Source organism: Psychrobacter aquimaris (assembly GCF_016107525.1).
GTDB lineage: Bacteria > Pseudomonadota > Gammaproteobacteria > Pseudomonadales > Moraxellaceae > Psychrobacter > Psychrobacter aquimaris.
This window is the reverse complement of record NZ_JABASR010000002.1, coordinates 167,316-181,857: the sequence shown is the minus strand read 5'-3', so window position 1 is coordinate 181,857 and position 14,542 is coordinate 167,316. Positions and strand designations below refer to the sequence as shown.

The window sequence follows — 14,542 nt, the reverse complement described above, 5'->3', positions numbered from 1 at the left end:
CCTAATGGTTTACCGTGTTACGTAGCACGAGTGCTGCATCGTTGATATTAAGTATTAACATAGCAGCGATTAAAAAGCCTTGTGCTATCATCGTCCACTTGACAAATGTACTCACGAAAAAGGCGCTACCGTTGCCAGTTGCGCCTTTTTTCTTACATCATCTGTATATTAAGACTTTGTATTTAAACCATTATTGATGTGCTTAAGCATGCTTTTTTTCAAATGCGATCATAAAGTCAACCAGTTGCTGTACCCAGTCTAGCGACACCGCGTTGTAAATACTGGCACGCATACCGCCCACATCGCGGTGACCTTTTAAATTCATCAAACCTGCTGCCGCTGATTCTTCTAAAAATACTTTATCAAGGCTGCTGTCTGCTAACGTAAACGGCACATTCATGATAGAGCGATACTTAGGGTCAACTGGATTGCTATAAAAGCTGCTGTCATCAATCGTTTTATAGAGCAAATCTGCCTTTTTCTGGTTGATTTTGCCGATAGCAGCAACGCCGCCCTGCTCTTCTAACCAATCAAAGACCAGCCCTGCTAAATACCAAGAATACGTGGCTGGCGTGTTTGACATCGATTCTTTTTCAGCTTGATGCTCATAGTTCATGAGTAATGGGCACCACTCACTTGCTTGACCTAATAAGTCTTCACGGATAATCACAATAATCAATCCTGCTGGACCGATATTTTTTTGCGCACCAGCATAAATCATCCCAAACTTAGAGACATCAATGGGCTGTGACAAAATGCAAGAAGACATATCGGCGATAATAGGCGCATTCACTTGTGGCGGCTCAAATATCTGCAAACCATGAATGGTTTCGTTAGCACAGTAATGAAAATATGCGGCATCTTCACTCAGATTCCATTCGCTTTCGGCTGGCACGTCAGTAAAGCTACTGTCTTTACCCGTTGCGACCACATTAACCTCGCCAAGACCTAGTTTGGCATAACGCTGTGCTTCTTTGACCGCTTTACCGGACCAAGTACCCGTCGTCAGATAGTCGGCGCGTCCACCATTTAATAGGTTTAATGGAATTGCTGAAAACTGTAAGCTAGCCCCGCCTTGTAAAAACAGCACTTTATAGTTATCTGGAATGTCCATTAGCGAGCGCAATTTGGCTTCAGCTTTTTCGGTAATCGCGATGTATTCTTTACTACGGTGGCTCACTTCCATGACCGACATGCCGCGTCCCTGCCAATCAAGCAACTCTTCTTGAGCGCGTGATAATACGGCCGTCGGTATAGTAGCAGGTCCCGCTGAAAAATTGGGTACGCGGTTAGGAGCGGCTTTATTGGTCATAATCAATATCCTAAATATGATGAAGTCATCGTTGTTGTATAAGTTTTAAAGCGGTAGCTTTAGCAGTTCAGTCGTCAAACTATCACTTTAAAACACGTTGAGGTGGGTCTTATCTCTATTTTTATTTTTAATTACTAGGGTCTAGTCAACAGCTATGGCAGCAAACTGTCAGCCTTTCTTTATGCAGCTCTAATTATAAGCCTTTAACTCTGACTCAATAACTGCTCCCAAAGCTGACGTTTAAGATTACTATCAATAAGCATCTCATCGAGTGTGGGCACAGTAGTAACGTTAGGATGCTCAAGACCATCAGGCAACGCAGTCAATACAGCAACTTTAATCTCTTCGCTACGACCAATTTTAAAGACGTATCCGGCAAGGCTAGCATTAGCAAGCTCTGCTGTATCCATACCCTCACAGATAGGGAACGATGTCGTCTCACAACTGATGGATAAGGCTTGCGTAATATTTTGCCACAGTTTTTGGCTATCATGATTAAGTGCTTGGATATCCACCAAAATCACCCAGTCACCATAGCGACCACCTTGCAAATCAAAGGGCGCTACTTTTTTAAAGCTATCTTCTTTAAAACTGCCATCTTCAAAGCACTCAGCGTTATTTATACCAGCAATAGCAGTTTTCTGAACAACAGTATCTACAAGGGAGGTAACGGCTGGCTTAGAGATATTATTAGGGGTAGTCGAGTCAAAACTATAGGTAACGGAGCTTTGTTGGTCAAAGTGGCTTAAACCTGTCTCATTAGCATCATCATAATAGTGATTATTAATAGGCTCATCACCTACTATACCTGATAGCGAATCAGCAGATGCTGCTATAGGTGACATCTCAACACTTATATCATCAGCATTAGAAGACTCAATACTTGGCTGTTCAGTGGTCGCAGCGGCAGAAATAGAGGCCGTACTGATATTATCTATAGTCGAGTTGGCGGTAGCCGGATCAGGGAAAGTAGGCGCAGAAATATCTGCGATACTTCGGGTCTCAGAGCTCGGCTGCACCCACTGATTGATACCCATCATCGCTAAAATCTGGCGCTGCTGCATACGATGCTGCAATACAACTAGCGGCTCTTGGATATCACTCATGCTTATTTACTATCCTACTTATCTAAAATGGATTTACTGACTTTTAATGGCAAGGAAAATATTAAAAAAGGATTAAAAACATATCGCTCCTTCAATACCAGTTCCTTCAATATAAATTTTCTTCATAGCGAAATACTTACTCAGATGCCATCAATGACATTGCTCAAAAAAGCTGCCGAACGCCTAACCAATGATTGGCGAGCATGGATAAGCAGTCATATTCATCTTGACTGACTATCGTATCGTGTAACATCACCGTATGCAATGTACTCAGCCATTGCCGGTAAGTATGATAATCATAAGAATGACTGTCATTGCCCTCGTTATCTGCGTTGCCGTCCTGTCTATGAGCATTATAATCTATTTGATCGCCGCCCTGTTGCCTCTGTCTATAATTATCATTACATTTGGCTTCTGATGCAGAAGACTGACTGGCAGGCGCTATAAAAATAGGCACCGCTTCTATCACTGCTAATAACTGGATACTGTTTATATTTTGCGCAGTCAATAGTAGCCATTGCAAATTCGCGTCACTAACGGCCGCTAAGTCAATATCGATCAAACGTGCATGACGCCGCAAATCTACGATATAGTGAGCAACACTGTCATTATTATAGCTTAGCGCTGAAATATGTACTGAGCTGTCTAGTGCTGATACGACCTGACCCTTAACATCTTTTGATAAGCGATAAGCCAATAAACTAAGCATGGTTTGCTTCGCAACATCGAGACCATTAAATACCTGTCCTGAAGGGTCAAGCTGAGCATAAACATTATCCCTACCAGCTTGTAATGTTTGCTGCCATAGCCATAATAGCTGAGGCTGAACATGCCCCTGTTTCTCGTTTAATACAGTAGAAAGTATAGGTAATAATTGCTGCAGCTGTAGCGCTTGCCATAATGATAAAATCGATGGCAAACGAGAGTCGATATTTCCTGAGTGCGTTGATACTGATATAGGTTTATCGATAGAACCATCATGGCTGGCTATGTTATCAGCGAAATTCTGACTTAAATCCGCCATCAGGTAGTTTTCAAATAGCTCAATGATACCTTTTTGATAGCGCATCAGCATTGTGCGACACTTTTTTTGCTGCACATAATGTTGATGGTCTTGACTACGATGACTGGCTTCATACTTTGAATGTAATTCATTGATAGCAGTTTCTGATAGGTCATGCTGACTCAGTTTCTTTACCGCCAACGTAATCAATGCACTGTCTAAACGCCGATCCAGACGTGCCACTGCCTCCAATAATTTATGATCTAGTGTATGCGATAAAATTTGCATGTTGCTGCTAATATTAGCTCTAGGATTATTATCGATTTCAGCCGCAGACGTTTTATCATTAGCAAGTCCAAGCCACATATCGGTTAAGTCATAACTCTCAGTCGTTGATAAGATGCGACCTTGATGGCATAGCAGCACTGCTTCAATCAGAGCTTGCGACCCTAGCGGGTGATAACTGTGATTGAGTATATACTGCGGCAGTGAAACTTTTTGTATATCATCGATACCAATCAATGTATCCGATGGCAAATCGCTATCAGGTTTTGCTTGCCATGGCTTGAGCAACGGATGAATACCGATATCTTGTACTTGAACCTGTAAACGTCCATCGACCACGACATCTTGCTCGATAGCAAACTCCAGTCCCTTATCCGAGTCCAATTTGTTTTTTCTTTCATCAGTAGGAAAAGCAGCGACTTCTTTGTTGATAACATCATGGCAGTTACTAGTAATGCTTTTATCAATTGAATGATTGTTTTGATTAATATCGCTTTGATTTGTATTTAACGTTGATTGAGTTTCAAATATTAATGATTGGGTGTTTTTTTCTTGTTTATTTTTGCTTAGGCTATTTGCTTTTATTGCACCCCAATCCCCTAATCGGCGCTGCTCATATATCTCTTTTATTTTTTGTTGATTTATGCGTTTTTCTTTAGCCACTTGCACAGCAAAATCATGATAAGCGTTGGCATTGATGGCACTCATTCGCTCAGCCAAGCTCGGATGGGTGGCAAACCAAGAGACGTCACCTAAATCAGCACCACTACTAGCAAAGAAGAAGTGACTAAGGCCATTGACATCGGCGATACTGGTTAAGCGCGAACCAAGCGAATCTTGATGAATGGCTTTCAGTGTTGCCATAATGGCAGGTGAGCGTGTCAGCTGCACGCTGGTGGCATCGGCAAGCAATTCACGCTGGCGATTAAAGCTATGCTTAATTAACTGAGCACTGGCCATACTTGAGAAGCTTAAACCATGCACTAGGAGTGTCCACACACTTCGCGGTGCCTGACTATCAAGCTTAGCAGTATTTTGCAGCCACTGCGACTGACTCTGTGCTGATGATTGCTGGCTTTTTGACGGGCTGTGAAACTGATTGTAAGCTTGAGAATGCCAATAGCTTACCCATTCACTATGGGTGGTGAAGTTGGCGGTTTGAGCTTCAGTGCTACGCGCATGGCTATCGACTGCTCTTTGTGACAAGAGATTGCGTTGATTGACTGCATTATCAAAATAATTATTATGGCTATTCTGATGACTGCGTTGATGAGCAGCGCCAAAACTATTAATAGAATCACTCCAGTCATACAATATTTGTAAGCCTGCTAATACCACCATCAGCTGCAAATTGAATGTCGCATCACCATGCAAGATATGACCATATTCATGGCCAATGAGTCCGTATAGCGCCTCATCAGACAGTTTATCAAGTGCGCCTTGAGTGACGACCAACACCATATCTTGACTATGACGACCAGCGACGAAGCCGTTAATGCCTTGCTCATTAGGTAGCACATAGAGAATTGGCATACGTAAACCTGAAGCAATGGATAGCTGCTGGGCAATCTCATAGTAACGACGGTAGACAGGCGGAAAATCTCGCTCATCACGCACGGCGATATGACGGGCGCTAAACCGAACCTTTGGTACAGGCTCATGCTGATGAGCAACCCCTTGACTATGCTCCCACGCATCTTGGCTGTGGTCAATAAATAGCCGAATGGCGCCCACACGCTGAGCAATAGCACGACCACCCGCTTCTAAACGCCTGTACTCTAAAAAACTACCGATCACAAAGCTGCTAATTGTCCAGATAGCAACCAGTATTAACACCCAATGATAAATGCCACCAGTAAATATCGTCAGCAGTAGCGCCATGATACCCAGCGCTACTGCCAGATGGGCAAAGACAATGAGAAAAAATAGCCCATAGAGCAACAGACTTCGCTGAGTACGGGTGCGCTGTTCACCAAAAAAATCCATCTATATGCCTGACTTAAAAATAGCTAAACGCATCTGAACATATGAATATAATTAAATATCATCCCATATTGACGACAGGTGCTTGAGCGATCACCTTTCTGTCTTCAAACACTAGCGGGCTTAACGGGCGAAAGCCAAAAGTCGTACTAATAAGATTATTGGGAAATACCTCGCGGTCATTGTTGTAAAACATCACGCTGTCATTGTAATGCTGACGGGCAAAGCCAATGCGGTTCTCAGTATTGGTCAACTCATCCATCAACTCTTTAATCATACTGTCCGCTTTTAGCTCAGGGTAAGCCTCCACAACCGCTGAGAACTGCCCTAACGCTTTAGACAGCATACTCTCAGCTTTGGCAAATAGCGCCATATGCTCAAGCGAGTCTGGCTGATGTATATTGGAATCTTGCAAGCTTTGGGCGTGATTACGCGCGCTAATCACACGGGTCAGCGTCTCTTCTTCATGCGTTAGATAGCGTTTAGCGGTTTCGACCAAATTTGGAATCAAATCATGACGGCGCTTCAGTTGTACATCGATTTGAGCAAAACCATTTTTCGCTTGGTTGCGAGCGCGTACCAACTTATTAAATATAGATACGCCAAATACAATCACTAGTAGCACGAAGGCAATGAACAACCAAACAAACATCTTCATAAGAAAACCCTAAAGTGTCCAGAATGTTAATAAAAGTTAATACATTGTATTTTAACTCATATTAATCAACCAAAGGTCAAAATCGGACAAAACAAAGGCCAAAAAAAAGCCCTTTATAATTAAGGGCTTAATATATCAAACGAGAATTTCTGATTAAATATCAAAACAGTCATCAAATTTTAGGCAAAAAAAAGCGACTCCATCAGCACATCCTCGGCACACATTGTGACTATTACCGTTGCTACCTTCCGGTCCTGGCGGGGTTCATAGAACAATGTTGCGAGGCTACCAATGGAGCCACCAGTTGCAAATTATACAAGAATTTTAAAATATTACAACCCCTATCGCAAAACTCTTTGTTGTATAGCAAAAACACTCTGTAACTTAGGTGACAAAATTCTCACAGCAACCCTGCTAAATTTTGCTATTTTAGTCAAGGAAGCTGAGCATACTCGGTATCAACTAATAACTAAAATGGACAGCTTCTCATATAAAGGCGAGCCTTACCTATTGTATGGCTCATCTAAATACCATTGATATAACTCACTTAGGAGATTATTGTGAAAACTACTCTACTTAATAAAGCGGCTCTAACGACTGGCACTGCATTTCTACTCACAGCTATGATGGGCAGTGCACATGCAGAACCCACTGGCTACGACCAGCTTACTTTTCAGACAGAAGTAAAAGAAGAAATCCAAAATGATGAAGTACGAGCCAGTTTATACAAAAAAGCACAGGCAACGGATTCTAAAACTCTAGCGACAACGCTCAATACCTCAATTAATAATGCCATGAAAATTGCTAAGCGCTATCCAACTGTTACCGTGAGCACTGGACAACAACGCACCTACCCTCGCTATGATAAAAACGACAAAATCATTGGCTGGACAGGACAAGCAAACATCGATTTAAAGAGCACCGATTTTGCAGCAACAAGCCAGCTCATCGCCGATCTACAAGAAACGTTGGTGATGGACAATCTGAACTTTGGTGTCTCAGATACCAAGAAAGATGCACTAGAGCAAAAGCTGATGACCAATGCTTCTCGTGCCTTTCAGCAACAAGCCAAAAACCTAACACGCGCTTGGGATGCTCGTGGCTATCGTGTGGTCAATGTGAGTCTAAATACAGGTAGCAACTACCCACGTCCGATGTTTAGCGCCATGAGTATGAAAGCAGGTGCAGCAGATGAATCAGTACCTAGCCAAAGTTTTGAATCTGGCAATAGTACTATCTCAGTGACTGCTAATGGTACGATTGAATTGACTAAATAATTGAGCTAAGTTTGCCAGTATAGGTTGGTTAAAACATGGTTTGATCAACTTATACTGTAATAGCGCCGAAGAATAAATAGCTAAACAAAAAGAGGAGCCGTCACTTATCACAGTGACTGCCCCTCTTTTTAATGCCTAAAGACCAAATCATTTAAAAACAACATTATATTTAATGACTAAATATAATGACTAAGCTACGCTATTTTTTGGTAAAAGCGTCATTAGTCACAGGCTTACTGCTCTGTGCTTTTTGTAGATTACTGTCTTTTTGGCGCATTTTTAACAGCACTTTTTGATGCCAAGGTAGGTTCTGATAGGCTAGAAGCTGTTGTGCGATTTTCTTATTATTTTGCAATGTTTGCGTATTTTGAATCACATAGACTGTACGCTCAACCTGTTTTAGTATCTGCCCTTTCTCATTTTTTAACACAGCTTTTATCTTGTGCGACCCTGGCAAAATATCTACCGTTGCAACAGAGGCGCTGAGACCTTGCGCGATTTCATTACCATCCAAATAAATACTGACACTATCACCTGCTTGTAAATCCGGTTTCACTTGCACATTCACAGTGATATTTTGTGCTGGACGACGATATGCGCGCTCTTCACTGGGTTCAGTAATGGCAAGCTGGTAGTTGATTGCTGGTTTGGCAGCAGGGCTATTTTTAGCAGCAGTATTTTGTGTAGTAGTATTAACACTGCTAGGCGGAGGCGGACTACTCGCATTATCACTGTTGCTTGAGCTGACGGTACTTTCTCTCGTCATGACACCTGTCTGGCTGATTTTTTTACCTGCCTGCTGCTCATAATTTTGCGGGCGATCGGTAAAGGTGACTTGACCTGTTTTTTCGTCAATAACTTTATAAATAGGCGCAGCATTCACTGAAGGGGCGTAGAGACTTGCCATACTAATCATCGTAGCAGCAATCAGTGCTAACCCTAATTTACTTTTTGAAAAAATCGGTTTTGATAATGAAGTCATAGTCAGTCAACCTAATGAATACCTAATATAATATTATGAATATCTATTATGCGATACTTTGGGCGTTAAATCAGAAATAATTTCAAAGAAGACAGATCTGTTGATTTGGCAAATTATTATTGAGACGTAAAAAAACCAGCTAAGATTTCCTTAACTGGTTTTATGAATTGAGTTTGCTGTGAGCCTATCAGCTATAAATTAGCAGCTGTAGTATAAGTCAAACTCAACTGGATGTACGGTTACATTGACACGTTGTACTTCTTCTTCTTTCAAGGTAATGAACGCCTCTAACATGTCTTTGGTAAATACATCGCCTTTCAACAAGAACTCATGATCGTCACGCAAGGCTTGTAGTGCAACGTCTAAGCTCTCCGCAACAGTTGGGATGAGTGCTTCTTCTTCTGGAGGTAGGTCATACAAGTTTTTGTCAGCAGCTTCACCTGGATGTATTTTATTTTGAATACCATCAAGACCCGCCATTAATAACGCAGCAAACGTTAAGTATGGGTTGGCCGCTGGATCAGGGAAACGTGCTTCAACACGTACCGCTTTTGGGCTGCTAACATGTGGAATACGGATAGATGCTGAGCGGTTAGACGCTGAGTACGCAAGTTTGATAGGGGCTTCATAATGCGGTACTAGGCGCTTATAGCTATTAGTCGATGGGTTGGTAATCGCATTCAACGCACGCGCATGCTTGATAATACCACCAATGTAATACAATGCCGTTTCAGACAAACCAGCGTACTCATCACCTGAGAAAGTATTGACACCATCTTTAGAGATTGACATATGCACGTGCATGCCTGAACCATTGTCACCAACGATTGGTTTTGGCATAAAGGTAGCAGTTTTGCCAAACTGATGCGCAACATTATGCACAACATACTTTAACTGTTGTACTTCATCTGCTTTTTTGACTAGCGTATTGAAAGCGACACCAATTTCTGACTGGCAAGGCGCAACTTCATGGTGATGAACTTCAACACAGCCTTCACCGATGATTTCTTCTAGACGCTCACACATCACAGAGCGCATGTCTTGTGAGCTATCGATTGGTGGTACTGGGAAATAAGCGCCTTTAACACGTGGACGATGCCCCATGTTGCCCCACTCATAGTCATTATTGGTCGACCATGCCGCTTCTTCGGCTGTGATCTTGTGGCTAACGCCAGACATATCAATTGACCATTTAACATCATCAAATATAAAGAACTCAGGCTCAGGACCAAAATAAGCAGTATCACCAATGCCCGTTGACTTTAAGTACTCTTCGGCGCGGCGCGCAATAGAACGTGGGTCACGATCATAACCTTGCAGCGTTGATGGCTCGATAATATCGCAAGTAACGACTACGGTAAGTGAATCAAAGAACGGGTCAAGAAAAGCCGTCTCTGGATCAGGACGCAAGATCATATCTGACGCTTCGATACCTTTCCAACCAGCAATAGATGAGCCATCAAACATTTTGCCATCTTCCATCACTTCTTCATCAATGCTGTGCGCTGGGAAGCTGATATGTTGCTCTTTACCACGTGTATCAGTGAAGCGAAAATCAACCCATTTAGCATTAGAGGATTGGATAAGATCTAGTAGTTTGTTCGACATAAATAGTCTCCGTTGTGTTGATTAGGTTATTGCGATTTGAATTATGAGTGCAATCTGCTGGTTTAAAATCTTTGGTTTGAAAACAGTAAGCGCTGCGTTTAAAGCTAAAAAGCCTGTTCAATATTATGCTTATTATCAGCACTGTCAATATTATTAGTCAAGATAGCGATCTAAGTTATGTTATTGATAAGACCCGTCAGCATTTTGCTCCGATATTATTCTAACAACATATAACTCATTGTGCTGAACTCTTCAGGCACTTGCTTAATAATAATTGCTGAACCACTTTATCACCAAAGATAACCATAACAATAATAGTGCAAAGGCTATGCCAGTTTTTTATAACGATCACACCACAGAAGCTGAAAAATATTTATTAATAATATTTACAGCAACTTATAGCACCTTTGGCACTATTACAACAGTAGGATTGCCATCATGGTTGTCACACATATTATTCATGCATAGTCATTAACAACGCATTTACGCACTAAATCAGTGCGTAATAAACATATGGATAAAAAATCATGTACTTTTTTAGTGCATTTGAAATATTAACGAATGCCATCCAACAAGCAAAATTTATTTTTATTAACCGCTCATTTGGATCGCTTGTACCCTACATTTGATAGACTGCAAAATAGTGGTAAGATAACGGCGCTATATAACCATCTCCATAAGTAGAACTCAATTAAGTAGAAAACTAATGATTCTGATGATCGATAATTACGACAGCTTTACATACAATATTGTACAGTACTTCGGTGAATTACAGCAGGACATCACCGTCTGGCGTAACGATCAAACCACTATTGAAAATATTAGAACCCTTGCGCCAGATGCGATCGTCATTGGCCCTGGTCCCTGCGATCCTGATCGAGCTGGTATCTCTCTAGAAGCTATAGAGACCTTTAAGGTTGTGATACCGATACTAGGTATTTGCCTAGGGCATCAGGCAATTGGACAAGCATTTGGTGGACAAGTCGTTAAGGCTGGCGAAGTCATGCACGGCCGATTATCCGCCGTTTATCATACTGACCAAGGTGTCTTTGCAGGCTTGCCTAATCCCGTACAAGTCACGCGCTATCATTCGCTTGTCATTGATCAAACCAGCCTGCCCGACTGTCTTGAGCTGACCGCATGGACAAAAAACAGTGATGGCAGTATTGAAGAGATCATGGGTATCCGTCATAAAACGTTTGCGATAGAAGGGGTGCAATTTCATCCTGAGTCTATTTTAAGCGAAGCAGGTTATCAGCTGCTCAATAACTTTTTGCAGAAGCATCAGTTGTCAGCACTAAACTCAGATCAACTACCACAAGTCGGCTAACAGTTTATTAAGGCGTGTCCTAAAAAGCCTTCAATAATTAAAATAAAGTCCATTCTGTTGATAATTTAGAATTAACGTATAAAAATATTAAGAGAGATTATAATGAGTACAACAAAAACAAATGAAAGCCCTACCCCAAATAACATTGCCCAACTGTCTGATGAAGGCACACACAAGCTACTGACGACAGCCTTAGGTCGAATCTTTCAGCACATTGATTTAACGTTTGATGAGATGTATCAGGTGATGCTGATTATCATGCAAGGCAGATGCAGCGACGCCATGATGGGGGCTATTTTGACTGGCCTGCGTATGAAAGGTGAGTCCATCGATGAGATTACTGCTTCTGCCAGTGCGATGCGTGCGTTAGCAGCCAATATTGAGCCAACCAACTGTGATTACTTAGTCGATATCGTCGGAACTGGCGGTGATGGTGCCAATCTATTTAATGTTTCTACTGCGTCAGCGTTGGTTGCTGCCGCCGCTGGTGCGCAAGTAGCCAAACATGGTAACCGCGGCGTCTCCACCAAATCTGGTAGCTCAGATTTGCTTGAGCAAGCGGGTATCAGTTTAGCGCTTACCCCTGAGCAATCTAAAGAATGTATCGAAAACCAAGGTATTGGCTTTTTGTTTGCGCCCAATCATCACAGTGCGATGCGTTATGCCAATCCAGTACGCCGCGATCTCAAAGCGCGCACCATCTTTAATATTTTAGGGCCATTAACCAACCCTGCTGGCACACCCAATCTGGTGATTGGTGTCTTTACCGCCCAGCTGTGCGAGCCTATCGCTAAAGTCATGAAAAACTTGGGTGCACGTCATGTCATGGTCGTTGGTGCAAAAGACGGCTTGGACGAAATCAGTCTTGCCACCTCAACCACTGTCGCTGAATTAAAAGACGGTGAGATATCCGTTTATGAGATGATGCCAGAAGATGCAGGTATTGAGTCACAAACCCTTATCGGTCTCGATGTAGACTCTCCAGCGCAAAGTCTTGAGCTAATTCGCGCGGCTCTATCAGGAGAAAAATCTCAAGACCGTGCTGTCCTTAAAGCACGTGATATGATTGCACTAAATGCAGGCGCGGCTATATATACCTCAGGGCTTGCCAGCAATTACCCTAATGGTGTTAGTCGGGCACAAAAAGTCATTCAGAATGGTGATGCTTTACTCAAGCTCGAGTCTCTCGCCAAATACACGCAGCAACTGGCGACGCAGGCTTAATGGCTAAGCACCATTACTGTGCACTCTAGCTATTTTGTCTATTTACATTTAACGATATTCGGATACCAGCATGACTCATACAGAAATTAAGACAGATATTCCTTCCGTATTGCAACGCATTGTCGCCACTAAAGTGAAAGAAGTAAATGCCGCACGCGAGGTATTATCTCTTGAAGATTTACAAGCGCAAGTAGCGACGGATAACAAACCACGTCGTGGCTTTGCGGCGGCACTGCGAGCGGCCAGCACTAAAGAGCATGGTATTGGTATCATCGCTGAGATTAAAAAAGCCTCTCCTTCTAAGGGCGTCATCAATCACAACTTCGCGCCCGCACTATTTGCCAAGCAATACGAGCAAGCGGGCGCCAGCTGTCTGTCTGTATTGACCGATCGCGATTATTTCCAAGGCGATGATAGCTACCTTATTCAAGCAGCTAATGCTGCAAGCCTACCGATACTACGTAAAGATTTTATGATTGATGTGTACCAGATCTATCAATCTTATCTGATGGGTGCTGACTGTATATTACTTATTATGGCTTGCCTTGACGACATCCAAGTACAAGAGCTACATGCGCTAAGTATCGAATTGGGTATGGACGTGTTGATAGAAGTACACACCAAAGCCGAGCTTGAACGGGCACTCCAGCTACCACGTTCAACGCATAATATTTACGGTATTAATAATCGTGATTTGAATACTTTCGATGTCGACTTGCAAACCACGCTGGATCTAAAAAATATTTTAATCGACGCACTGGCTGCTGATGTAGATAGCGCGCTTAAACCGCTTATCGTCACCGAAAGTGGCATTCATAATAGCGCTGATATTCGTTTGATGTTGAAGCACGATATTCAGCACTTTTTAATCGGTGAACAGTTCATGAAGACTGACCACCCTGGTCAAGCGTTACAATCCTTACTTGCGGGCGTCGCAGCAGACGGGTAAAGTGGCTTAAGTCTACTAAACAGTTTAAATCAATCCATCATTCATCAACCAACGATACGTTAACTTCTATGTCAAACTCTCTATTTTCAAAAGAAATGCAAGACCAGCTCAAAGAGCTAAAAGGCCAACTTAGCAAAGGTCGCGATACCAATTCGCCAGAAGATGAAAACCAAAAACCCACTGAACCTGTATCATTACCCACGCAAAAGCAAGTCAACAAGACTGTCAAGCAAATGGCTAGCGAGCATATTGATGATGACAAAGTGCTGTTTATGCAAGCAATGCATGGTGTCAATCAGCTTGAAGACAAAAACGTGCGCTCACCTGCCAATGCTAGCAAAGCGGGTAAACCTGATGCGACTACCTTGTCTAAACGTGCTGCCGCGCAAGGTAGTGAAGCAAGTGATTTGGGGGCAGGCTTATCAGATATGCAAGCACTACTCAACCCTGTCGCTGCTGAAGCCTATCTATCTTACAAACAGCCAACTTTGCAGAATAAAATCTTTGATCAGCTTAAAAAAGGCAAGCTACGTTGGTATGACGCCGTAGATATTCATGGTTGCACCATCGAAGAAGCGCGCGTGGCCATGACTCAACTCCTAAGCCAAGCAAAGCAGAAAAACGAGACCATGGTAAAAATCGTTCATGGTAAAGGCAGTGAAGCCATTTTAAAAACGTGCGTCAATGGCTGGCTACGTCAATTACCAGAAGTATTGGCATTTTGCTCTGCACCGCCAAAAGATGGTGGTAATGGTGCGGTATTGGTACTACTCAAAAAACCTAAAGCTGATGGTGAATAGTTTTTAGTGTTAGATTCAGTAGTGG

Annotated in this window: 11 protein-coding genes and 1 other RNA gene; 5 read left to right on the top strand and 7 right to left on the bottom strand. The window is 42.5% G+C overall.

All coding sequences use genetic code 11. The features are described 5' to 3' along the window. Positions 1 to 202: 202 nt before the first annotated feature. From serC to ffs, 5 genes are all read right to left on the bottom strand, one after another. Entirely contained in the window at positions 203 to 1,312 is a 1,110-nt protein-coding gene (serC, locus tag JFC10_RS02775) for a 3-phosphoserine/phosphohydroxythreonine transaminase (protein ID WP_198331566.1), read from the bottom strand. 203 nt (positions 1,313 to 1,515) lie between these two features. Next, complete coding sequence (locus JFC10_RS02770; protein ID WP_198331565.1) at positions 1,516 to 2,418, bottom strand: hypothetical protein; 903 nt, start codon at positions 2,416 to 2,418, stop codon at positions 1,516 to 1,518. 163 nt (positions 2,419 to 2,581) lie between these two features. Continuing rightward, positions 2,582 to 5,692, bottom strand: a complete 3,111-nt coding sequence (locus JFC10_RS02765) for a M48 family metalloprotease (protein ID WP_198331564.1) — start codon at positions 5,690 to 5,692, stop codon at positions 2,582 to 2,584. 58 nt (positions 5,693 to 5,750) lie between these two features. Then, a complete protein-coding gene (locus JFC10_RS02760) occupies positions 5,751 to 6,347 on the bottom strand; it encodes a LemA family protein (RefSeq protein ID WP_193011389.1) in 597 nt (198 codons plus the stop codon). A 197-nt stretch (positions 6,348 to 6,544) separates the two neighbouring features. Next, an RNA gene (gene ffs, locus JFC10_RS02755) (signal recognition particle sRNA small type) lies at positions 6,545 to 6,641 on the bottom strand. A 329-nt stretch (positions 6,642 to 6,970) separates the two neighbouring features. On the opposite strand from ffs, the gene JFC10_RS02750 reads away from it, so the two are divergent. Beyond that, on the top strand, positions 6,971 to 7,624 hold the full coding sequence (locus tag JFC10_RS02750; RefSeq protein ID WP_404816557.1) for an SIMPL domain-containing protein: 654 nt from the start codon (positions 6,971 to 6,973) through the stop codon (positions 7,622 to 7,624). A gap of 199 nt (positions 7,625 to 7,823) precedes the next feature. Here the strand turns inward: JFC10_RS02750 and JFC10_RS02745 are convergent, their stop codons facing one another. Both JFC10_RS02745 and glnA read right to left on the bottom strand, forming a co-directional pair. Next, on the bottom strand, positions 7,824 to 8,606 hold the full coding sequence (locus JFC10_RS02745; protein WP_198331563.1) for a DUF4124 domain-containing protein: 783 nt from the start codon (positions 8,604 to 8,606) through the stop codon (positions 7,824 to 7,826). A 198-nt stretch (positions 8,607 to 8,804) separates the two neighbouring features. Further along, positions 8,805 to 10,214 (bottom strand): type I glutamate--ammonia ligase, encoded by a 1,410-nt coding sequence (gene glnA / locus JFC10_RS02740; protein WP_193013263.1) that lies wholly within the window; start codon positions 10,212 to 10,214, stop codon positions 8,805 to 8,807. Positions 10,215 to 10,920: 706 nt separating this feature from the next. On the opposite strand from glnA, the gene JFC10_RS02735 reads away from it, so the two are divergent. The 4 genes from JFC10_RS02735 (at position 10,921) to JFC10_RS02720 (ending at position 14,517) form a co-directional block, all read left to right on the top strand. Then, complete coding sequence (locus tag JFC10_RS02735) at positions 10,921 to 11,544, top strand: anthranilate synthase component II (RefSeq protein ID WP_198331562.1); 624 nt, start codon at positions 10,921 to 10,923, stop codon at positions 11,542 to 11,544. 102 nt (positions 11,545 to 11,646) lie between these two features. Beyond that, positions 11,647 to 12,768, top strand: a complete 1,122-nt coding sequence (gene trpD, locus JFC10_RS02730) for an anthranilate phosphoribosyltransferase (RefSeq protein ID WP_198331561.1) — start codon at positions 11,647 to 11,649, stop codon at positions 12,766 to 12,768. Between the two features lie 70 nt (positions 12,769 to 12,838). Further along, positions 12,839 to 13,717 (top strand): indole-3-glycerol phosphate synthase TrpC, encoded by an 879-nt coding sequence (trpC, locus tag JFC10_RS02725; RefSeq protein WP_198331560.1) that lies wholly within the window; start codon positions 12,839 to 12,841, stop codon positions 13,715 to 13,717. A gap of 68 nt (positions 13,718 to 13,785) precedes the next feature. Next, entirely contained in the window at positions 13,786 to 14,517 is a 732-nt protein-coding gene (locus JFC10_RS02720; RefSeq protein ID WP_198331559.1) for a Smr/MutS family protein, read from the top strand. The last annotated feature ends 25 nt before the right edge of the window (positions 14,518 to 14,542 follow it).

Excerpts from the sequence above, each read along its gene's own strand:
- serC (WP_198331566.1), bottom strand. The coding sequence starts at position 1,312 with ATGACCAATAAAGCCGCTCCTAACCGCGTACCCAATTTTTCAGCGGGA.
- JFC10_RS02770 (WP_198331565.1), bottom strand. The coding sequence starts at position 2,418 with ATGAGTGATATCCAAGAGCCGCTAGTTGTATTGCAGCATCGTATGCAG.
- JFC10_RS02765 (WP_198331564.1), bottom strand. The coding sequence starts at position 5,692 with ATGGATTTTTTTGGTGAACAGCGCACCCGTACTCAGCGAAGTCTGTTG.
- JFC10_RS02760 (WP_193011389.1), bottom strand. The coding sequence starts at position 6,347 with ATGAAGATGTTTGTTTGGTTGTTCATTGCCTTCGTGCTACTAGTGATT.
- JFC10_RS02750 (WP_404816557.1), top strand. The coding sequence starts at position 6,971 with ATGATGGGCAGTGCACATGCAGAACCCACTGGCTACGACCAGCTTACT.
- JFC10_RS02745 (WP_198331563.1), bottom strand. The coding sequence starts at position 8,606 with ATGACTTCATTATCAAAACCGATTTTTTCAAAAAGTAAATTAGGGTTA.
- glnA (WP_193013263.1), bottom strand. The coding sequence starts at position 10,214 with ATGTCGAACAAACTACTAGATCTTATCCAATCCTCTAATGCTAAATGG.
- JFC10_RS02735 (WP_198331562.1), top strand. The coding sequence starts at position 10,921 with ATGATTCTGATGATCGATAATTACGACAGCTTTACATACAATATTGTA.
- trpD (WP_198331561.1), top strand. The coding sequence starts at position 11,647 with ATGAGTACAACAAAAACAAATGAAAGCCCTACCCCAAATAACATTGCC.
- trpC (WP_198331560.1), top strand. The coding sequence starts at position 12,839 with ATGACTCATACAGAAATTAAGACAGATATTCCTTCCGTATTGCAACGC.
- JFC10_RS02720 (WP_198331559.1), top strand. The coding sequence starts at position 13,786 with ATGTCAAACTCTCTATTTTCAAAAGAAATGCAAGACCAGCTCAAAGAG.